Annotated in this window: 17 protein-coding genes; 15 read left to right on the forward strand and 2 right to left on the reverse strand. The window is 45.0% G+C overall.

Annotated features, from left to right (window positions below; genetic code table 11):
- The first annotated feature begins 104 nt into the window (after positions 1–104).
- Positions 105–785, forward strand: coding sequence for a hypothetical protein (locus NE473_RS09580; protein ID WP_055651753.1), 681 nt, complete (start codon positions 105–107; stop codon positions 783–785).
- Positions 786–1,063: 278 nt separating this feature from the next.
- Positions 1,064–3,688, forward strand: a complete 2,625-nt coding sequence (gene ppdK, locus NE473_RS09585) for a pyruvate, phosphate dikinase (RefSeq protein WP_022031869.1) — start codon at positions 1,064–1,066, stop codon at positions 3,686–3,688.
- Positions 3,689–3,846: 158 nt separating this feature from the next.
- On the opposite strand, the gene NE473_RS09590 is transcribed toward ppdK, so the two are convergent.
- On the reverse strand, positions 3,847–4,425 hold the full coding sequence (locus NE473_RS09590) for a TetR/AcrR family transcriptional regulator (protein WP_022031870.1): 579 nt from the start codon (positions 4,423–4,425) through the stop codon (positions 3,847–3,849).
- Positions 4,426–4,589: 164 nt separating this feature from the next.
- Between NE473_RS09590 and NE473_RS09595 the strand changes: the two genes are divergently transcribed.
- Entirely contained in the window at positions 4,590–5,306 is a 717-nt protein-coding gene (locus tag NE473_RS09595) for a nitroreductase family protein (protein WP_055651752.1), read from the forward strand.
- A gap of 34 nt (positions 5,307–5,340) precedes the next feature.
- On the forward strand, positions 5,341–5,868 hold the full coding sequence (locus NE473_RS09600; protein ID WP_055651751.1) for a nitroreductase family protein: 528 nt from the start codon (positions 5,341–5,343) through the stop codon (positions 5,866–5,868).
- 441 nt (positions 5,869–6,309) lie between these two features.
- On the opposite strand, the gene NE473_RS09605 is transcribed toward NE473_RS09600, so the two are convergent.
- Positions 6,310–7,317 carry a LacI family DNA-binding transcriptional regulator gene (locus tag NE473_RS09605; protein ID WP_055651749.1) on the reverse strand — a complete coding sequence of 336 codons (1,008 nt, stop codon included), beginning with the start codon at positions 7,315–7,317 and terminating at the stop codon, positions 6,310–6,312.
- A gap of 226 nt (positions 7,318–7,543) precedes the next feature.
- Here NE473_RS09605 and NE473_RS09610 point away from each other — a divergent pair, with 226 nt between their 5' ends.
- The 11 genes from NE473_RS09610 (at position 7,544) to NE473_RS09660 (ending at position 20,636) form a co-directional block, all read left to right on the forward strand.
- Positions 7,544–9,220: a glycoside hydrolase family 13 protein gene (locus NE473_RS09610; RefSeq protein WP_055651748.1), complete on the forward strand. Its 1,677-nt coding sequence runs from the start codon at positions 7,544–7,546 to the stop codon at positions 9,218–9,220.
- A 12-nt stretch (positions 9,221–9,232) separates the two neighbouring features.
- A complete protein-coding gene (locus NE473_RS09615; protein WP_055651747.1) occupies positions 9,233–10,135 on the forward strand; it encodes a carbohydrate ABC transporter permease in 903 nt (300 codons plus the stop codon).
- A 13-nt stretch (positions 10,136–10,148) separates the two neighbouring features.
- Complete coding sequence (locus NE473_RS09620; protein ID WP_055651746.1) at positions 10,149–10,970, forward strand: carbohydrate ABC transporter permease; 822 nt, start codon at positions 10,149–10,151, stop codon at positions 10,968–10,970.
- Between the two features lie 39 nt (positions 10,971–11,009).
- A complete protein-coding gene (locus NE473_RS09625) occupies positions 11,010–12,362 on the forward strand; it encodes an extracellular solute-binding protein (protein WP_155560755.1) in 1,353 nt (450 codons plus the stop codon).
- A gap of 69 nt (positions 12,363–12,431) precedes the next feature.
- Positions 12,432–14,069, forward strand: a complete 1,638-nt coding sequence (locus NE473_RS09630) for an alpha-glucosidase (RefSeq protein WP_055650473.1) — start codon at positions 12,432–12,434, stop codon at positions 14,067–14,069.
- 87 nt (positions 14,070–14,156) lie between these two features.
- Positions 14,157–16,496 (forward strand): glycoside hydrolase family 65 protein, encoded by a 2,340-nt coding sequence (locus tag NE473_RS09635; protein ID WP_055650474.1) that lies wholly within the window; start codon positions 14,157–14,159, stop codon positions 16,494–16,496.
- Between the two features lie 4 nt (positions 16,497–16,500).
- The gene (gene pgmB / locus NE473_RS09640; RefSeq protein WP_055650475.1) at positions 16,501–17,136 is read left to right on the forward strand and encodes a beta-phosphoglucomutase; all 636 of its coding nucleotides are present in this window, start codon (positions 16,501–16,503) and stop codon (positions 17,134–17,136) included.
- Positions 17,137–17,158: 22 nt separating this feature from the next.
- Positions 17,159–18,343: an NAD(P)-dependent malic enzyme gene (locus NE473_RS09645; RefSeq protein ID WP_055650476.1), complete on the forward strand. Its 1,185-nt coding sequence runs from the start codon at positions 17,159–17,161 to the stop codon at positions 18,341–18,343.
- 237 nt (positions 18,344–18,580) lie between these two features.
- Complete coding sequence (locus NE473_RS09650) at positions 18,581–18,832, forward strand: type II toxin-antitoxin system Phd/YefM family antitoxin (RefSeq protein ID WP_055650477.1); 252 nt, start codon at positions 18,581–18,583, stop codon at positions 18,830–18,832.
- A 3-nt stretch (positions 18,833–18,835) separates the two neighbouring features.
- Entirely contained in the window at positions 18,836–19,090 is a 255-nt protein-coding gene (locus NE473_RS09655) for a Txe/YoeB family addiction module toxin (protein WP_055650478.1), read from the forward strand.
- 481 nt (positions 19,091–19,571) lie between these two features.
- Positions 19,572–20,636 (forward strand): LCP family protein, encoded by a 1,065-nt coding sequence (locus tag NE473_RS09660; protein WP_256154819.1) that lies wholly within the window; start codon positions 19,572–19,574, stop codon positions 20,634–20,636.
- The last annotated feature ends 3 nt before the right edge of the window (positions 20,637–20,639 follow it).

Consider the following 20,639-nt stretch of genomic DNA (forward strand, 5'->3'; position numbering starts at 1 on the left):
GACACCTCCCTGTTATGAGCAGCCAGCGTTCGCTGCGTTCAAATGCGCTGTTATCTGATAAAATTATATGGTAGAATAAGAAAAAAGGCAAGAAAGGAACCGTGATGGAATACTTATATGTTCTGCTCCTCTACCTCCCTTCCGGTTTTGGCCGCCTGACACAGAAGGCGACGGGGTACCGGTACACCCATGTGGCGGTATCGCTGGATGATACGTATACTCATTTTTACGCATTTTCCAGGCTGCGGGCCAGGACGCCGCCCATATCCGGATATATCGAGGAGAAGAGGATCTATTATACGCTGGGAGAGGATGTGCCCATCTACACAAAGATTTTCCGGGTACCAGTCTCGAGGGCGGGATATGAAAACGCCATACGATTCATGGAAGACGTGAAGCATGATCCTGAGATCATGTATAATCTGATCCATATGCTGCTGATCCCCCTTTTCGGCGGCCATCCGCTTTATAAGGCATACAACTGCGGGGAGTTTGTTGCCAGAGTGCTGGAGGAGGCGGGGATCACGCTCCACAAGCCGTATTACCGGTATACACCCAAACTCTTTTCCGAACTGCTGGAGCCGTATGTTCTGTTTGAAGGAACTTTGGATAACTCCAGCCGTGAGGGTCTGGAAGACGATTTTTTCCGGGAAACTCCCAAAAAAGAGTATCTTGCAAAGACTTTATATATTATCCGGGAGCTGCTTTTCCGCCAGGTCTTTCACCGTGCATCGAAACGGTTTCAGCCTGAAAAAGTCCGCTTTTCCGGCAGCGGCAAACTGTGAGATTATACAGAAGGAAGAAACGGGATTTCTGATAATAGCCGGAACCTGTCAGATAATGGAAAATCGTATATACGAATGAAAATCGCATATCAGAAAATGACAGAATTTGAAAGCACTTTCATAAAATTGTACTGAAAAAAGAGCGAATTTTTGCCAGTAAATCAAGAAAACCCCTTTACTAGAAATTGAATTATGCTATAATATTGACAGGTCTTTCGCGCGCTTTTTTCTTACGGCGTGAAAGCGAACCGATAACTTTATTTGAGGAGGAAATACTTATGGCAACAAAATGGGTTTATTTGTTCAAAGAAGGCAGAGCCGACATGAAGAACCTGTTAGGCGGTAAGGGAGCTAACTTAGCAGAGATGACTAATTTAGGCCTGCCGATTCCACAGGGCTTTACTGTAACGACAGAGGCTTGTACAGACTATTATAACAGCGGCAAGAAGATTACGGATGAGATTCAGGGACAGATTTTTGATGCTCTGAAGACATTAGAGGAAATCCAGGGCAAGAAATTCGGTGATACCGAAGATCCGTTATTAGTATCTGTACGTTCCGGCGCAAGAGCATCCATGCCTGGTATGATGGATACCATCTTAAACCTGGGACTGAACGACGTTGCAGTGGAAGGATTTGCCAAGAAGACAGGCAACCCAAGATTTGCATACGATTCTTACAGAAGATTTATCCAGATGTTCTCCGATGTTGTTATGGAGATGAGCAAGACTTTCTTCGAGGGCATCCTTGATGAAGTTAAGGAATCTAAGGGAGCTAAGTACGATACAGACTTAACTGCTGATGATTTAAAGGAAGTTATCGCAAAATACAAATCTATTTATAAAGAGAAGATGGGCGAGGAATTCCCGCAGGATCCGAAGGTTCAGTTAATGGAAGCTGTTAAGGCTGTTTTCCGTTCCTGGGACAACCCTCGTGCGATCGTTTACAGACGTATGAACGATATCCCCGGCGACTGGGGTACCGCTGTAAACGTACAGGCCATGGTATTCGGCAACATGGGCAATACCTCCGGTACAGGCGTTGCATTTACACGTAACCCATCGACTGGTGAGAACGGCATCTACGGCGAGTACTTAATCAACGCTCAGGGCGAGGACGTTGTTGCCGGTATCCGTACACCGCAGCCGATCACGAAGCTGGCTGAGGATTTACCGGAATGCTACAAAGAATTCATGGCAATCGCTCACAAGCTGGAAGACCATTACCGCGATATGCAGGATATGGAATTCACAATCCAGGAAGGCAAATTATACTTCTTACAGACACGTAACGGCAAGAGAACTGCTCCGGCAGCCATCAAGATTGCCTGCGATTTAGTAGACGAAGGAAAGATTACACCACAGGAAGCAGTTTTAAGAATCGAAGCAAAATCCCTCGATCAGTTACTGCATCCGACATTCGACACCGCTGCATTAAAGGCAGGCGAAGTGATCGGTTCCGCTCTTCCGGCATCTCCTGGTGCTGCGGCTGGTAAGGTTTACTTCACAGCTGAGGACGCAAAGGCTCATCATGAGGCAGGCGAGAGAGTAATCCTTGTTCGTCTTGAGACTTCTCCTGAGGATATCGAAGGAATGCACGCAGCAGAAGGTATCTTAACCGTTCGCGGCGGCATGACCTCCCATGCAGCAGTAGTTGCACGTGGTATGGGTACCGCATGCGTATCCGGCTGCGGCGAGATCAAGATTGATGAAGCAGCTAAGTACTTCGAGCTTGGCGGACATACCATCAAGGAAGGCGATTACATCTCCTTAGACGGTTCCACAGGTAAGATTTACCTTGGCGATATCGCTACTGTAGAAGCTACCGTAAGCGGTGACTTCGGCAGAATCATGGGCTGGGCTGATGAGTTCAGAACACTCCATGTAAGAACAAACGCGGATACTCCTGCAGATACATTAAACGCAGTGAAGTTAGGCGCAGAAGGTATCGGCCTCTGCCGTACCGAGCATATGTTCTTCGAAGAAGACAGAATTCCGAAGATCAGAAAGATGATCCTTTCCGATACGGTTGAAGCAAGAGAAGAAGCATTAAATGAACTGATTCCGTTCCAGAAGGGCGATTTCAAGGCAATGTACAAGGCTCTGGAAGGCAGACCAATGACCGTTCGTTACTTAGATCCGCCGTTACATGAGTTCCTTCCGACAAAGGAAGAGGACATCGAAGCTTTAGCTGCTGACATGGGATTAACCGTAGAAGCGATTAAAGAGAAGTGTGCGGACTTACACGAGTTCAACCCGATGATGGGCCACAGAGGATGCCGTCTGGCAGTTACTTATCCTGAGATTGCGAAGATGCAGACAAGAGCCGTTATGGAAGCTGCCATCGAAGTAAAAGAAGAAGACGGATACGACATCATTCCTGAGATCATGATCCCGCTGGTAGGCGAGAAGAAGGAATTAAAGTTTGTAAAAGATATTGTAGTTGAGACTGCAGAAGCAGTTAAGGCAGAGAAAGGCTCTGATATCCAGTACCATATCGGTACCATGATCGAGATCCCGAGAGCTGCACTGACCGCTGACGCTGTTGCTGAGGAAGCAGAGTTCTTCTCCTTCGGTACCAACGACTTAACACAGATGACATTCGGATTCTCCCGTGATGATGCAGGCAAGTTCTTAGACTCCTACTACAAAGCTAAGATCTACGAGTCTGATCCATTCGCAAGACTTGACCAGACCGGCGTTGGACAGCTTGTGCAGATGGCTGCTGAAAAGGGCAGAAAGACAAGACCTGACATCAAGCTTGGTATCTGCGGCGAGCATGGCGGCGATCCGTCCTCCATCGAGTTCTGCCACAAGGTAGGCTTAAACTACGTATCCTGTTCTCCGTTCCGTGTGCCGATCGCAAGACTGGCTGCGGCTCAGGCGGCGCTTAATAATAAATAGTAGTTGAAACTGCTTTAAATACGCGATTTACTGTTACTAAGCAAAAAAGAGAGCAAATCTTTTATGCAGGCATCAAGAGAAAACCCCAGGAAGGCAAGTCCTGGGGTTTTCATTTGGATTACAGCCGTTTCACAGACAGCAAATTGCCTGATTCCTGTTCAGTCACAATCTGCATGTTCACGTCCCAGTGCACTCAACACGCCCTCTGTCAGCAGGGTGTGTATCAGCCTTCCGACTTCGATGATCGGAACTTTTCTTCCCTCAGCCAGCCAATGGCTGGCAATAGCAATGACTCCGGCCAGATAGAATTCCAGCACATAAACCGCTTTCTCATCATTTTCCGAAATATTGAAATGCCGAAGAAGAACCGGCATCATCGCTGTTTTCACCCGTTGGGTAAACTTTGTGCTGTCGGGATTGGTAAGCAGCATGGCCACATACTTTTCTGTCTCCTCGTGAAGACTGGAGAAAGAGCGAATAAAAGAATCAGCAAAGTCGATCTGGTCAAAATTCATGTCTACCTTCTCTCTGATGTTCTCAATTATCTCGTCCTCAAGATATGTGAGCAGATCATTTACATCCCTGAAATACTGGTAAAAGGTGCTTCTGTTATATCCGGCTCTCCTGACGATTTCCTGAACGGTTATTTTTTCAATCGGGGTATGCAGATAGAGAGAGCAAAAGGCATCAACAAAGGTTTTTCTGGTGGCAGATGTAATTTCAGGCTGTTTTTTCATATAGGTAACTCCTTTACAATCCGACAATAACGCCTTATCTGTTGGTTGATTGGGCGGCGGAAAAATGGTATATTTTAATCATACAACAGTTGTCGGAATATATCAATGTTTATATGAACTCCAATCACACATTCCTCAAACCGGGGAAAAGGAAGGAAAAAAGGATGGATACGTATTCAAGCATTTTCACCCGTGCATCAACCCGTAAATTTGACTCGGCACCGCTTTCCGCCCAGGCACTGGAAGACTTTGAGACATTTATCACAGGTGTGAAGCCGCTGGTTCCTGAAGTGAAGCTCACCCATAAAATTGTGGGGGCAGACGGCGTGAAAGGATTGGCGCTTCCTAAAGCACCCCATTACCTGCTTATATCAGGGAGGGAACATCCGCTGCGGAATACAGCGGCGGGCTTCTGCTTCCAGCAGGCGGAACTGTACCTCTATTCCAGGGGGTATGCCACTCGCTGGCTTAACAGCGTCAGCCCCCGTCAGCCTGACCCGAATTTTATCATCGGCATCGCTCTGGGAAAGCCGTCTGAGCCGGCAGTGAGAAAGCCGGGCGACTTTGACCGCAGGCCGCTGGAGGATATTTCCAGTGGCACAGACTCACGGCTTGAGGCAGCCCGCCTGGCCCCGTCGGGTATGAACGGACAGCCGTGGTATTTTGCCGCATCCGGAGGCGTGATTCACGTCTATTACAGGCCGAGTCTCGGGGGGATTAAGGGAAGACTCTATCACCTTACCGATTTAGATGTAGGAATTGCGCTTGCCCATTTGAAAGCAGCAGGGGACCATGAGGGAAAATCATTCCGCTTTACGGTAAACCAAAGCAGTGCTCCAACGCCTCCGAAAGGGTTTGCCTATGTGGGGACGGTGGAATAGCAAATAAAAATAATGACAGAGAAGGAGATTTAAGATGGAAACCATGAAAGCGATTGCAAAGAGAAAGTCAACCAGAGCGTTTATGCCGGATCAGGCAGTTGCAAAACCAGAGCTGGATGCGATTCTTGCAGCCGGGTGCGCGGCCCCTGTAGGAGCTGGCGATTATTCGTCACTTCACCTGACAGTCGTCCAGAACCCTGAAACTCTCAGTAAAATCAGTGAGGCAGTCAAAGAGGCCTTCCATATGGACCGCGACGTTCTGTACGGTGCGCCTGTCCTTGTACTGGTATCGTCTTCGGAACCGAAGTTTCCCAATATCCAGTATGCAAACGTGGGCTGTGTTATGGAGAATATGCTGCTGGCTGCCACGGATTTAGGCGTAGATAACATCTATCTCTGGGGAGCGGTCAACGTGATCGCAAACATTCCGGAGCTGCAAAAAGAACTTGGAATTCCCGGGGGATTTACTCCGATTTCAGGTGCGGCCCTCGGATATGCGGCAGAAGACAGTCAGGCTGAAAAGAAACTGGAGATTACGCTCGCTATCAATTATGCGCCGTGACCGCGGCTTTCTGCCGCTTCGCATATGGAGAGAATACAGGAAATGGCATGGAAACTGGGATGAGTTATGCAGCCAATGCGGGCTGTGCTGCTATACCCGTTCCGTCACACGCAGGGGAGAGGTCAGAATTAATTTTGCCTCTCCCTGCGAGTTCCTCGATGAGAAAACGCATTTGTGCCGCGTATATGAAAGCCGTTTCCGCAGATGCCCGACCTGCCAGAAGGTAAATTTGTTTCGGGCTCTGTTTCATCCCTCGCTGCCGCCTGAATGCGCGTATGGAAAGACATTTCGGCTATGGAAGTAACCGGAACAGGAAGCCTATCTGCTTCACAGATACATGCGTAAAGCGAAAACCCCAGAGTTCCGGCTCTGGGGTTTTTGAGATTCAGTTTGGCAAATGCTACCTGGCAGTGGTTATTGGAACAAAGGATTTGTATAGGATCAATTTTTGGTTGTATCACGAATAATCAGCTTTGTATTAACTAAGATATTTTTATTTATGTGATTACCGGCCATCTTCTGGAGTAATATATCTACAGTATCATGTACAATCTCACTTGAATTTTGCTCAATGCAGGTTAAGGGGACTTTGCAGACCTCAGGAGGTAATAAATTATCAAAGCTTATCAGAGATACGTCGTCTGGAACAAGAAATCCAAATTCACGTAAAGCATTATATACTGCCATGGAAGTGTATACGTCACCGGCCAGCGCTGCGTCAATTTTCTGATGTTGAGATAATAGTTTTACAGCCTGCTCATATGCGCATTGATAATTGGTCTTTTGCAGTTCAATGTAATGGCTGTCTTCAAAGTTAATTCCTTTATTAGAAAGCGTGTCGCGAATTGCACGGAATTTCAAGTCATTGCTGACAATCGTTTTACAGCCTCCAAAATAATAGAAATCTCTTGCACCTGTACGGTAAAGATATTCTGTAGCGTTGGATATGGCTCCGTAAATATCTGACATGACATGGGGGGCGTTAATCCCGCGATAGTAACTTCCGATAAAGACGAATGGAATGTTATAGGCGGTAAGCATATCTAAATATTTTGGATTGGGATTTTCCTTTATTAAAGGATAGATGATGGCACCTTCGACGCGAAATGATATAAAGTGTTTAATCATCTCTTCTTCATAATCAATATTACTTTCACTGGTTGCCATAATCATTTTATAATCATGTTTTCTTAACTCTGCTTCAAGTCCGCGGACAAATGTGCTGTAAACCAGATTGGATATATTAGGAACGATAACGCCGACCAGCTTACTTTTTTTATTGGTTAGATTTTGCGCGTTTATAGAGGGGATATATCCCATTTCGGCGGCAATATTACAAATTCGCTTTTTTGTTTCAGCATTCACCTGCGGTTTGTTATTCAGTGCAAGAGAGGCCGTTGCCTCTGAGACACCTGCGGCTTTTGCTATTTCTTTTAAGCTTACTCCCATAATTCACCTCGATATTATATTTTCCATATCATCTATTATATACCAATTTAAAGCGCTTTACAATAAAAAAATAATAATTTAAAAAATACACAAATTACTTAAAATATATTTGTGCATAAACACTATAAAAAATAGCTTGTAAAGCGCTTTAAATTGTGATAATATATGTTTAAAGTTATTTAAAGCGCTTTAAATAAAAAGCGGCTTTAATATATGGAGGTAAAATATGACGAGAAAGTGGTGGAAGGAAGCTGTAGTATATGAAATATATCCTAAAAGCTTCCGGGATTCGAATGGGGATGGGATAGGTGATATCCCGGGAATTACGGAGAAGCTTGATTACATTAAAGATTTAGGGGCAAATGTTATCTGGCTGACGCCAATATTTAAATCTCCGCAGGTAGATAACGGTTATGATATTTCTGATTACCGGGAGATTAATCCGGATTTTGGTACGCTGGACGACTTTAAGGAACTGCTTAAGCAGGCTCACGACAGAGATATCAGGGTAATCCTGGACATGGTGCTTAACCATACCTCTGATGAGCATCCATGGTTTCAGGAATCACGTAAATCCAAAGATAATCCTTACCGCGATTATTATATATGGAGACCGGGAAAAGATGGTAAGGAGCCCAACAACTGGGGGAATTATTTTTATGAAGGCAGAGGATCGGCATGGGAGCTGGATGAAAAAACAGGTGAGTACTATTTACATAACTATTCTGTGAAAATGCCGGATTTAAACTGGAATTGTGAAAAACTAAAAGCTGATATGTTCGATATGCTTAGGTGGTGGCTGGATATGGGGGTTGACGGATTCCGGCTTGATGCGGTCAACCGTCTGATGAAGCCGGCCGGACTTCCGGATTCCCCAAGGGAACCAACTCCTCCGGTAGGCGTATACGGTTACGTGGTGGACCGGGAGATGTGTGCGAACCAACCGGGTATCCATGAACTGTTAAGGGAGATCAATCAGGAGGTTTTCAGCCGGTATGATATTCTTACCGTCGGTGAGACCGGAAATCTTAAGTCGGATAAGGCCCTTGAATATGTCCAGGAGGAACAGCAGCAGATCAATATGGTTTTCCATTTTGAGGTTGCCAAAAGGCCGGATCTGGTATCCGTTTCGCAGTTTAAAGATGTACAAAAACGCTGGTATGGGATTGTGGAGCAGAATGGCTGGATCACACAATACTTAAGTAATCATGATACACCGCGCCAGGTTTCTTTCTTTGGGAATGATACTGCCTACAGAGTGGAATCGGCTAAAATGCTGGCAGCACTGATCCATACGCTTCCCGGTACCCCTTATGTCTACCAGGGAGAAGAAATCGGAATGACCAATGTAGACTTCCCGAGTATTGATTATTATGACGAAAAGTATACTGTGGGGAAGTATTACACCATGGTGGAGGCCGGTGCAGATCCGGAAGAGGCGTTGGCCTCTCTGAAACATATAAGCAGAGACAATGTACGCACACCCATGCAGTGGGATGGCTCAGACAATGCAGGATTCAGCCGGAATACTCCCTGGATCAGTGTCAATCCGAATTACCGGGCCATTAATGTGACAGAAGATTTACAGTCGGATGATTCCATATTTAAGTATTATCAGACATTGATACGGCTTCGCAGGGAAAATGAAGTTCTGGTTTACGGAGATTACACTCCGGTATTAGAGGAAGATGAGAAAATAGTTGCATATGTCCGTGAATACCAAAATCAGAAACTTTTTGTGATTGCAAACTGGAGTGAAGTGAATGCGGCGGCTGATCTTGACAGCATGATTACTGATTTTACTTCCTGTCTCTGTAATTATACAGAATCAGAAGACAGGAACACATTAAAACCATATGAGGTGAGAATTTACTGCAATCAAAATGTAAAGCTGAACGTGTAAAGGAGGAGGCAAATGAGCAGTAACAGTAAAAAAAAGGCTCTGACGATGGAAGGAAGGCAGCAGAGGACCGCATATTTGTTTATCGCAGTTCCTTGTATTTATTTCCTCATATTTAAAATAGCGCCTACCGTATTTTCCTTGTATTTAAGCGTGACAAACTGGCAGCTGCTGTCCGGTAAACGTGATTTTATCGGGCTTGGCAACTTTATCCGGATATTTCAGGATGAAACGTTTCTAAAGGCAATCAGAAATACCTTCTACTATATCATCATTACAGTTCCTCTGATGGTGATAGTCAGTCTTGGTATTTCGCTGATGCTGAATGGTGTACGAAAGGGAAAAGGATTTTTTCGTACACTGATATTCATCCCTTATGTAACCAGTGCGGTAGCCGTAGCCTTTATCTGGAAATGGATGTTCATGGAGCAGGGAGGGGTGATCAATGCTCTGCTGCAGACGCTGGGGATTGCCAACCAACCATTTCTAAACAGTCCGAATCAGGCGATCTATGTTGTGATGTCTCTGCTGATCTGGTCGAAGATTGGATTTAACTCCATTATTCTGCTGGCAGGTTTAACTCAGATATCCTCCTCTTATTACGAGGCAGCCAGTATAGACGGGGCAAATAAATGGCAGACTTTTTGGAGCATTACGCTGCCTCAGCTTAAGGCGTCGCTCGTCTACATTATTATTATGAACACCATATCCACGCTGCAGGTATTCACTCAGATCCTGAATATCAATGCGTGGGGCGGTCCTTTAAAATCAACAACAAGTATCGTTGTCGAAATTTACTTAGAGGCATTTTCAAAGTATAATATGGGAAGAGCCAGCGCCATGACAGTCGTGCTTTTTGCCATTATACTGGTGATAACCATATTCCAGATGAAAGTTCTTAACAAAGAAGAGAGTTAAGGGGGAAAAAATCATGAGTGCAAAGAAAAAAATAGATCAGATTCTGTTGACGGTTATCCTGCTTCTTGTCGGATTTATTGTCATCTTCCCGTTTATCTGGATGATCTGTACCAGTTTCAAAAGCGGAGCTGAGGTTTATTCCATTGACCTGCTGCCAAAACATTTTTCACTGGAAAATTACATCACGGTAGCGAATAAATCAAATTTCCCGCTCTGGTTTAGAAACAGTCTGCTTGTGGGAGGCATTACAACACTGTCCGTACTTGTGTTTGACCCGATGGTTGGCTTTGCCTTCAGCAAGTATAAATTTAAAGGGAAAAATATAATTTTTATGATTATTCTGTCTACAATGATGATTCCGACTGAGATGCTGGTTATTCCGTGGTATCTTATGGTGAATGCAATGAAATGGAATAATACATACTGGGCGCTTGTATTTCCCAGCTTAAGCTCTGCATTTGGAATATTTCTGACCAGACAGTTCTTTGACGGGGTTCCGGAAGAACTATTGGAAGCAGCCCGGATTGACGGGATGAATGAACTGCAGATCTATATGAAGGTTGCGCTGCCACTGATCGGCCCAGCCATATCTGCACTGGCAATCTTTACATTTCTTGGCAGCTGGAACTCGTTTTTGTGGCCGGTCATTGCCGTCGATGGTTACACTAAATTTACCATTCCGGTCGGTCTTGCCATGTTTTCCGGGGAAGTTTCCACCAGCTGGGAATTGATTTTATCGGCAGCATCCATTGCAACGATACCAGTTCTGATCGTGTTTATTATATTCCAGCGTAAGATTGTGGAAGGTGTGGCACTGTCGGGGATAAAAGGATAAAAAACAACTGATATTTTTAATAATAAAAAAGGAGACAATATGAAAAAGAATATTTATGCATTATTACTTACTGCGGCGCTGGCTGCAGGCAGCTTGAGCGGCTGCGGCGGAAATGGTACTTCGGGAGCGGAGGGAAGCTCCCAGGCGGGGAACGCGGCGAATCAGGAGGCCGGAAGTGGGGCTGATACCGTAACGATTCAATACTGGCAGTATGCGTACGATTCCAAAGTCGCCATGATGGATGAGCTGATCAAAGAATTTGAGGCAGCGAATCCAACAATTAAGATTGAGCATATCACTTATCCATATGACAGCTATTTTGAGAAGATGGCAGCCTCTATTGTGACAGCACAGTCCTCCGGCGTGGGGCCGAATATCATAAACTATAACTGTGTGGATACCTCAAATTATTATGCGCAGGGAGTTTTACAGCCGCTTCCGACCGATGTTTTTGATCCGGCAGTGATTGATCAGGAGTTCTCTCCCTTAGTGCAGATGGGGAAGATAAATGACGTTTATTATTCATTGCCTACAGCCGTCAGAACGTACGCCATGTTTTACAATGAGAAATTATTAGAAGAAAATGGTTATACGGAAGCAGATCTTCCGAAAACCTGGGAAGAGTATGCGGATATGGCAGAGAAGATGACTGTCTGGGAGGGCAATAATTTAAAGATTGCCGGATCGACGATGGATAAAGATGGACGTCTGAGCCACTGGTTCCGTATTCTGAATAAGGGGCTGGGCGGCGATCTCTATGGTCAGGATAATAAGACTGCCGAGTATAATTCGGATACCGCTAAAAAGTCTCTGGATTATTTGATTGATATGTATAAAAACCGTAAGGTATCAGTCAGTGGATTTACAACGAGCGATCAGGTGTCGTTTGCTACCGGTGTCGCCGCACTCCACATTGATGGATCGTTCCGTATTGCTACCATTAAAGAGAAAGTGGGAGACAGCTTTGAATGGGGAGTGGCAGAACTTCCAACATGGGAAAACGGGGAAAAGGCTACGTATGGTGATTACTGGTGTAATTCCATCACCTCTTTTACCAAGGGCCCGGAGCTTGATGCCAGTGTAAAATTCCTGCAATTTCTTACCAGTGAAGATGTTATGAAGCGCTGGTCGTTAGCTACCGGCGAAATAGGTGCCCGGATGGTATTTGCAGAGGATCAGGATCTGCTGTCTGATCCGTATATGGCGCCGTTTATTGAGGCGCTTCCCTACGCATTTACCTCTTTTAGTACAAAAAGATACAGCGTAGATGACGCCTGCAAGGAAATTTTTGAAACCAGTCTGTTAGGCGACGGTGATCCGGGACAGACACTCGATACAGTCAATGCAAAGGTACAGGAAAGCCTGGACGAATTCTGGTCAGAATTTGAATAAAGCGGGATATAAAACTTTGGGGGCGGGCGGATTAGATTCTGTCCGCCTCCTGCAGTACCAGGAGGAAATATGAAAAAGAAATGGTGGCAGGAATCCGTCGTTTATCAGATTTATCCCCGGAGCTTTCAGGATACTAACGGTGATGGAATCGGTGATCTGCAGGGAATTATAAGAAGACTGGATTATCTGAAATATTTGGGGATTGATGTTATCTGGCTGTCTCCGGTGTATGCGTCGCCTCAGGCTGATAACGGATATGATATCAGCGATTACTATGATATAGCACCGGAATTCGGTTCGATGAAGGATATGGACCAATTGATTGAAGAAGCCGGTAACCGGGGGATAAAGCTTGTTATGGATTTAGTAGTCAATCATACATCCGATGAGCATCCATGGTTTCTGGAAGCAAAGAAGGGAAAGACCAGTAAGTTCCATGACTATTACGTGTGGCGGGATGGGTCTCCGGATGAATTGCCGAATCAGCTGAAATCCTCTTTCGGCGGTTCTGCATGGGAATGGTGTGAAGAAGCCGGACGGTATTATCTGCATCTTTATTCCAAAAGGCAGCCTGACTTAAACTGGGAAAACGGGGAGATGCGCCAGGAGATTTATAAGATGATGAACTGGTGGCTCGACAAGGGGATCGGCGGATTCCGGATGGACGTCATCGATAAAATTGGAAAAGTACCGGATCAGCTGATTGTTGCCAATGGGCCGAAACTGCATGACTATATTAAGGAAATGAATAGCGAGGTGCTCTGCCGGCGGGACGTGCTTACTGTGGGGGAATCCTGGGCGGCGACCACCGAGAATGCAAAGCAGTACAGTAATCCGGATGGTTCTGAACTCAGTATGGTATTTCAGTTTGAGTACATAAAGTTAGATAAGGCGGAAGGAAAAGCAAAATGGGAATTGGGAAAGCTGGATTTTATAAATCTGAAGGAAATACTGTCAAAATGGCAGTGTGAACTGGAGGGCAGAGGCTGGAACAGCCTGTTCTGGAATAACCATGATGTGCCCCGCATCGTGTCGAGATGGGGCAATGACGGCAGATACCGGAAAGAGTGTGCCAGGATGTTTGCCACCTTTCTGCATGGGATGCAGGGGACTCCCTATATCTATCAGGGAGAAGAAATCGGAATGACCAATGTAAGGTTTGCAAAGATCGAAGATTACAGGGATATTGAAACGCTGAATTTATATCAGGAGTACAGAGAAGCGGGCTGGGATCATGATAAAATCATGCAGTCGGTCTATGCGAAAGGAAGGGATAATGCGAGAACTCCAATGCAGTGGGATAATACAGAGAATGCAGGTTTCACAGAGGGGAAACCATGGCTTTTATTAAATCCCAATTATCTGACGGTGAATGTACAGGAATGTGCAGAAGATGATCACTCAATTCTTCAGCATTACCGAAGATTAATTCGTCTCAGGCGCGATTCCGAATGGAAGGATGTCATGGTATATGGCAGTTATAAGCCATTTTTTGAGAAAGATCCGGATGTGTTTGCTTACAAACGGGAGAAGGACGGAAAGGGACTGTTTATAGTCGGCAATTTCCATGAGACTGAGCGGGCGATCGAATTACCGGTTTCCGTGTCAGAACTGCTCCTCTCTAATTATGAGGACTCCTGCATCGTGGAAAGTAATGTTATTCTTCGTCCGTATGAAGCACTTCTGTTTGGTATGCGGCAAGTATGAAAAGACACATTGGTTCGAAATAGAGAAGACCGGAAATATGATAAGGATACGGAATAAAAAATGACAGGCCGAAGGAGGGGGCAGACTATGAACCATTTGAACTATGATGGAGGTACAGGCGAACTGAAAAACTGGCTGATACAGGAGAGTACCTTTGATTCCAGGTTTTTAGGAAAGTGTGAGGCGATTTTTGCACAGGGCAATGGTTATATGGGAGTTAGAAATGCACTGGAGGAAGCTTATACGGGAGAGGTGAGAAACACATTTGTTGCGGGAACCTTTAATAAAGCGTCCGACGAGGAAGTGACAGAACTCCCCAATGTGCCTGATATGACAGGGATGACGATTCTCATTGACGGCCATAGGTTCAATCTTCTGCAGGGAGAGTTAAAAGAGTATACGAGAACCATGAATCTGAAAAATGGGGAGACCGTCCGCGAAATCAAATGGAAAAGTCCTGCCGGGATTTGTATGACTGCTGTATTTAAGCGGATCGTATCTCTGGCAGACGAGCATATGCTTGCGGCAGCCCTGGATCTGACCGTGGACAGAGATGCACAGATTATCATAGAAACTGGAATTGACGGCAGTGTGACCAATAGCGGTGCACAGCATTTTAAGGATTTGCGGCGAAGAGTTTATGATGGCAGAGATATGCAGTACTTATCAAGAACCACAGAGTCTGATGTCTGGATCGCCCAGCATGCCGCCTGCAATCTGAATTTGAAGGCCGATATTCTGCCGGTCATGGGAAGACGCACGTTAAAGAACCGCTATACCTTTATGGCAAAAGCAGGGCAGAATATTCACTTTGAAAAAATTTCTGCAATTCATTCATCGCGAGATTTAGAATATGCAGATATTCAAACGGAAGGAATAGAAGAAAGGCTGATGACAGACGGTCTGAAAGCTTTGCAGAGAGGCTGTTCTGCCGGATATTACGGTCTAAGAGAAGCCAGTGCCTTACAATGGGAAAAATACTGGCAGGAGAGCGGAATTACCATAGATGGAGATGCAGATTTTGAACAGCTGGCCGTGCGTTTTTCCCTGTACCATTTAAATATTATGGCAAAACAGGATGACTGCCGGGTGGGAATTGGTGCAAAAGCGCTGACAGGCGAAGGGTATAAAGGCCATTCTTTCTGGGATACGGAATTATTCATCCTTCCGTACTTTACATTCACCAGACCGGATACAGCGAAAACTCTGCTGGAATACCGATATAAAAATTTATTGGGAGCCCGCAGAAAAGCAAAAGAAAATGGATATGAGGGAGCCATGTATCCATGGGAATGTGCCTGGGTGGATGACGGGGAGGCGACACCTCTCTATAAAGGTGCGGATGTTGTGACCGGGAAAGTAAAAAAGGTATTGACCGGCCTGATTGAGCATCATATTTCCGCAGATATTGCCTATGCGGTATGGCAGTATTATCTGGTGACAGGAGACCGTGGTTTTATGGAAAACTGCGGCTATGAGATGATTATGGATACTGCATTATTCTGGGCCTGCCGGGTACAGTACAGGGAAGAAAAGGGCAGGTATGAGATTTTAGATGTCATTGGGCCGGATGAATATAAGGAGCATGTGGATAATAATGCCTATACAAATTATATGGCAAACTATAATATGCACCTGGCTCTGTTTATTATGGAAAATATATTGGGAGAAAACACAGAACTGTTTAAAAAACTGGATCAAAAGTTAAACCTCTCCCATATCAAAGAAAAAATAGATTCCTGTATTGACAGGCTGTATTTGCCGGGACCTGATGAGGCCGGAATTATTCCCCAAACGGATCAGTATCTGCAATTGACGAAAATGGATCTTACAAAATATAAGAATTCTGAGGAAGCAAAAATCATTTACAGAGATTTTAATGCAGAACAGATTAATGGATTTATGATCTCGAAACAGGCGGATACAGTGATGCTGATGTTCCTTTTTCCTGATTTGTTTGACGAAGATATACGAAGGAAAAACTTCACCTTTTACGAAGATAAAACGCTTCATGATTCATCCTTAAGTAAGTGTATTCATTCCATTATGGCCAACGATTTGAATATTAAGGATATGGCTTATGATTTTTATAAAAAATCGCTCATGATTGATTTGGGCCCGCAGATGAAATCCTCGGACGAAGGGATTCACAGTGCTGCGATCGGTGGAATCTGGGAGAGTACGGTAATGGGATTTGGAGGGGTGCGGATGAAGGGAGAGGATATGCATATTGCTCCCAGACTCCCCCAAAAGTGGAATAAGCTTGTTTTTCCGTTGTGCGTAAAGGGATGTCAGCTGAAAATAACGGCGTCTCATGATGATTTGTCTGTTGAAAATATGGGACAGCGGGAATCCGTTTTAGTGTTAAACGGAAAACGGGTTCTGATTGAACCGGGTACTGTGGTAAGAATAGAGATAAAGGAGTGAGAGCATGAAATATCAGGGTATTATATTTGATTTAGATGGAGTGATCTGTCACACTGACAAATATCATTATCAGGCGTGGAAGAAGCTGGCGGACCAATTAGGTGTCTATTTTGATGAAACCATCAATAACAGGCTCAGAGGTGTGAGCCGTATGGAGAGTCTCGATATTATTCTGGAAAAGTATGGCAGGGACTTGACAGATGAGGAGAAACTGCACTGTGCGGATGAGAAGAATCGATATTACAGGGAATTGCTGAAAGAAATGAACACCGGTGATTTAAGTGATGAGGTAAGGGATACTTTAAACCAGTTAAGAGAGCGGGGATATAAGCTGGCGATCGGATCTTCCAGTAAAAATGCAGGCTTTATTCTGGAAAGGATCGGACTGAAGGGCTTTTTTGACGCGGTATCAGATGGAAACAATATTACCAATTCCAAGCCGGATCCTGAGGTGTTTTTAAAAGCAGCCCGGTTTTTAGGGTTGGAACCGGAAGCTTGTCTGGTAGTAGAAGATGCCAGGGCCGGGCTTATGGCTGCAGTGAATGGAAACATGGACTGTGCGGCAATTGGAGATGCAGTAAATTCTGAACTTGCAAATTATAAATTGAAGACATTCGGAGATTTGCTGAATATCGGTTAAAAAAAATCTGGAGGATTGACATATGGATTACGCGGAGGAATCGTTAAAATTACATCAACAGTGGAAGGGAAAATTAAGTGTGGTTCCCAAGATGCAGGTGAAAACAAAATTGGACTTATCAATGGCCTATACGCCGGGAGTTGCCAGGCCATGTCTTGAAATACAAAGCGACATTGAGAAGAGCTATGAATTGACCGGACGCTGGAACACGGTAGCGGTTGTTACGGATGGAACGGCAGTGCTGGGACTTGGAGATATAGGGCCGGAAGCCGCTATGCCGGTTATGGAGGGAAAATGCGTATTGTTTAAAGCTTTTGGTGATGTGGACGCAGTTCCGCTCTGTATCCGTTCTAAAGATGTGGACGAGATTGTACATACTGTTTCACTGCTTGCAGGAAGTTTTGGCGGAATTAATCTGGAAGATATTGCTGCGCCGCGCTGCTTTGAAATTGAACGGAAGTTAAAGGAATGCTGTGATATTCCGGTCTTTCATGACGATCAGCATGGTACTGCCATTGTAGTGGCAGCTGCATTAATTAACGCACTAAAAATTGTCGAAAAAGAAATGAAGGATATCAGAATCGTAATAAACGGAGCCGGGTCAGCAGGTATCGCAATTGCCAGGCTGCTGCTTGCCATGGGGGCAGAGAACCTGATTCTGTGTGACAGACTGGGGGCTGTTTATGAGGGTGCTGATGGTTTGAATGAAGAACAGACAGAGATTTCAAGGGTTACGAATTTAGAAAAAAAGCAGGGGAGTCTTTCCGATGTGCTTGCAGGAGCCGACGTATTGATCGGTGTGTCCGCTCCTGGCGTTGTCAGTCAGGAAATGATCCGTTCCATGGCTCCGAAAGCGATTGCTTTTCCAATGGCAAACCCTACACCGGAAATTATGCCGGATTTGGCATTGGAGGCCGGTGCGGCCGTAGTGGGAACAGGAAGAAGTGATTTTCCAAACCAGATTAATAATGTGCTTGCATTTCCGGGAATCTTTCGGGGGGTATTGGATGTGAGGGCCAGAACTGTCAATGATGCGATGAAGATGGCAGCCGCATATGCGTTGGCAGAACTGGTCTCAGATAAGGAACTGAAACCAGAATATATATTGCCGGAACCGTTTGATCCACGGATAAAAGATGCTGTGGCCCAGGCGGTGGCGAAGGCTGCTGTGGTAAGCGGAGCAGCAAAAACCTCAGAAGCGTTCTGAGGTTTTTGCTTTTTATGCGCCTGGCAGGCGCACACTCTAAAGGGTAAAAGTCCTAAATCCGCCCGGTAGTGGGACGGATACAGCCAAGACCAAGGGGGTCCATCACGAGGTGGAATCTGAAGAAAGGATAGGGCGCAAGCAGTAACATTTTTTGTCTGCGTTGTACAAAAAAATGTACAATATATTGACAATAACTTATTTGCATCATATAATTAATTAAGAAAGGAGTGTGATTTTATGATAGCAACTAACTTTTCAAATGTAAGAAATAATTTCAAAGAAGTATGTGACCGTGTTGTTCAGGATTCTGAAATCGCAATCATCACAAGAAAAAATGATGAAAACGTGGTTCTTATGTCACAGGCACAATACGACAATATGATGGAAAATATCTATATCAGAGACAGTAAAGCTAATTATGAATGGTTAAAAGAATCTATCAGGCAAGCGGAAAATGGAAAGACTATTAAGTTCGATGTGGAGGATTAGGAAATGATGGTATCTTTCACTGAGAATGCATGGAATGACTATCTCTATTGGCAAAAAGCAGATAAAAAACTTGTAAAGAGAATAAACGATTTAGTTAAAGATATTAAAAGGAATCCATTTGAGGGTATAGGAAAACCGGAAAGTTTGAAGTATGATTTGGCGGGAAAGTGGAGCAGAAGAATAAATGATGAGCACAGGCTTGTATATATGGTTGAAGGCGAAAGTATTATTATATATACATGTCGGTATCATTACTAAACATAAAAGCTGTTTTCTATCATTGTCAATTGACAGAAAAACTGGTAAACTGGTTTGAGAAATGATAGTTTCTGGAAGATTGAATGGAAAGTACAGAGAGGACAGTTGTTATTTTGGCAGCAGAATTTGGAGCAATGTAACTGGCATTTAAAAATGCAGGATTTCAACAAAAAAAGTGAGGATTCCCCCACTGACATGAGGTCAAGACTATCCGGAACCGGATAAAAGGCAGCAAAGCTGCTGTGTCATTTTGAACCCATATATCGTTCAAAATGTGGATAGAAATGATGATATGTTTATTAATTTGGAAAAGTAGGATAACAAAACCTCAGGCCGGTCCTGAGGTTTTGCGTTTTTCTAATATCGCGGCAAAAAAAGGCGCATTTGCGGCCTCATTACCCCGTTCCGGACGCATACTGCTATAATAAAACCATCAAATAAGAAAGCAACAGGATCAGAATCCAGAAAGGAACTGCGGTATATGTACGAACTCAAAGATAAGAAAAAAGAAGGAACCCGAAAGCCCATATGGAAGAAAGCGGCGGCGTGTGTCATGGCGCTGATCCTGTTTTTCATCTGTTCTGCCATGCTTTATGTGACGAAGCTGGCTTCCACCATACAGAAGATCCCGGATGCGGATATCAAGGAAATCAAAAATGATAATCTGAAAGAAGAGACGGAAGAAAAGATGGGCGGCTATTGGACCGTGGCCATTTTCGGCGTGGACAGCCGTGACGGAAACTTAGGCAGGGGAACCAACGCTGATACACAGATGGTCCTGACTGTAAAACGGGACAGCGGAGAAATCCGGCTGGCGTCGGTTTACCGGGATACGCTGCTGATGAGCAACGTGGCCGAAGGCAAATGCAGAAAGATTAACTCCAGCTATGCAGAGGGCGGACCGGAGCAGGCAGTCACGGCACTGAATGAGAATCTGGATTTAGATATCATGGACTACGTATCATTCTCCTGGTCGGCGGCGGCGGATGCAGTCAACCTTCTGGGCGGGATCGACATGGATATTACAAAGGCGGAATATGCCTACATCAACTCGTTTATTACAGAGACCGTGGAACGTACCGGAATCCCTTCGGTCCATTTAACCGGCCCCGGACTGACCCATTTAGACGGAGTCCAGGCGGTGGCCTACTGCAGGCTGCGCCTGATGGACACGGATATGCAGAGGACGGAGAGGCAGAGAAAGGTGATGGAGGCGGTTCTGGAAAAACTGAAAACCGCGGATTTGGCCACGATCAACCGTCTGCTTGAGACGGTGCTGCCGCAGGTTTCCACAAGCATAACCATGGCGGACGGCCTCTCTCTGGGTAAGAACGCCGGGAAGTACCATATGGTAGAAACGGAGGGATTCCCACAGGAGTATGGAACGGCCACCATTGGAAAACTGGGCCACTGTGTGATTCCCAATACACTGGAGACCAATGTGGCCGGGCTTCATAAATTCCTGTATGAGGATGAGGATTACCAGATATCGGACCGGGTGAGAGAAATCGGCAGGGAAATTGTGAAACAGGCAGTGGGAGAGTGAGGT

Source organism: Hungatella sp. SL.1.14 (assembly GCF_024460495.1).
Taxonomy (GTDB): domain Bacteria; phylum Bacillota; class Clostridia; order Lachnospirales; family Lachnospiraceae; genus Hungatella; species Hungatella hathewayi.

Excerpts from the sequence above, each read along its gene's own strand:
- NE473_RS09580 (WP_055651753.1), top strand. The coding sequence starts at position 105 with ATGGAATACTTATATGTTCTGCTCCTCTACCTCCCTTCCGGTTTTGGC.
- NE473_RS09590 (WP_022031870.1), bottom strand. The coding sequence starts at position 4,425 with ATGAAAAAACAGCCTGAAATTACATCTGCCACCAGAAAAACCTTTGTT.
- NE473_RS09645 (WP_055650476.1), top strand. The coding sequence starts at position 17,159 with ATGGATTACGCGGAGGAATCGTTAAAATTACATCAACAGTGGAAGGGA.
- NE473_RS09625 (WP_155560755.1), top strand. The coding sequence starts at position 11,010 with ATGAAAAAGAATATTTATGCATTATTACTTACTGCGGCGCTGGCTGCA.
- NE473_RS09620 (WP_055651746.1), top strand. The coding sequence starts at position 10,149 with ATGAGTGCAAAGAAAAAAATAGATCAGATTCTGTTGACGGTTATCCTG.
- NE473_RS09650 (WP_055650477.1), top strand. The coding sequence starts at position 18,581 with ATGATAGCAACTAACTTTTCAAATGTAAGAAATAATTTCAAAGAAGTA.
- NE473_RS09595 (WP_055651752.1), top strand. The coding sequence starts at position 4,590 with ATGGATACGTATTCAAGCATTTTCACCCGTGCATCAACCCGTAAATTT.
- NE473_RS09630 (WP_055650473.1), top strand. The coding sequence starts at position 12,432 with ATGAAAAAGAAATGGTGGCAGGAATCCGTCGTTTATCAGATTTATCCC.
- NE473_RS09610 (WP_055651748.1), top strand. The coding sequence starts at position 7,544 with ATGACGAGAAAGTGGTGGAAGGAAGCTGTAGTATATGAAATATATCCT.
- NE473_RS09600 (WP_055651751.1), top strand. The coding sequence starts at position 5,341 with ATGGAAACCATGAAAGCGATTGCAAAGAGAAAGTCAACCAGAGCGTTT.
- NE473_RS09605 (WP_055651749.1), bottom strand. The coding sequence starts at position 7,317 with ATGGGAGTAAGCTTAAAAGAAATAGCAAAAGCCGCAGGTGTCTCAGAG.
- pgmB (WP_055650475.1), top strand. The coding sequence starts at position 16,501 with ATGAAATATCAGGGTATTATATTTGATTTAGATGGAGTGATCTGTCAC.
- NE473_RS09660 (WP_256154819.1), top strand. The coding sequence starts at position 19,572 with ATGTACGAACTCAAAGATAAGAAAAAAGAAGGAACCCGAAAGCCCATA.
- ppdK (WP_022031869.1), top strand. The coding sequence starts at position 1,064 with ATGGCAACAAAATGGGTTTATTTGTTCAAAGAAGGCAGAGCCGACATG.
- NE473_RS09655 (WP_055650478.1), top strand. The coding sequence starts at position 18,836 with ATGATGGTATCTTTCACTGAGAATGCATGGAATGACTATCTCTATTGG.
- NE473_RS09615 (WP_055651747.1), top strand. The coding sequence starts at position 9,233 with ATGAGCAGTAACAGTAAAAAAAAGGCTCTGACGATGGAAGGAAGGCAG.
- NE473_RS09635 (WP_055650474.1), top strand. The coding sequence starts at position 14,157 with ATGAACCATTTGAACTATGATGGAGGTACAGGCGAACTGAAAAACTGG.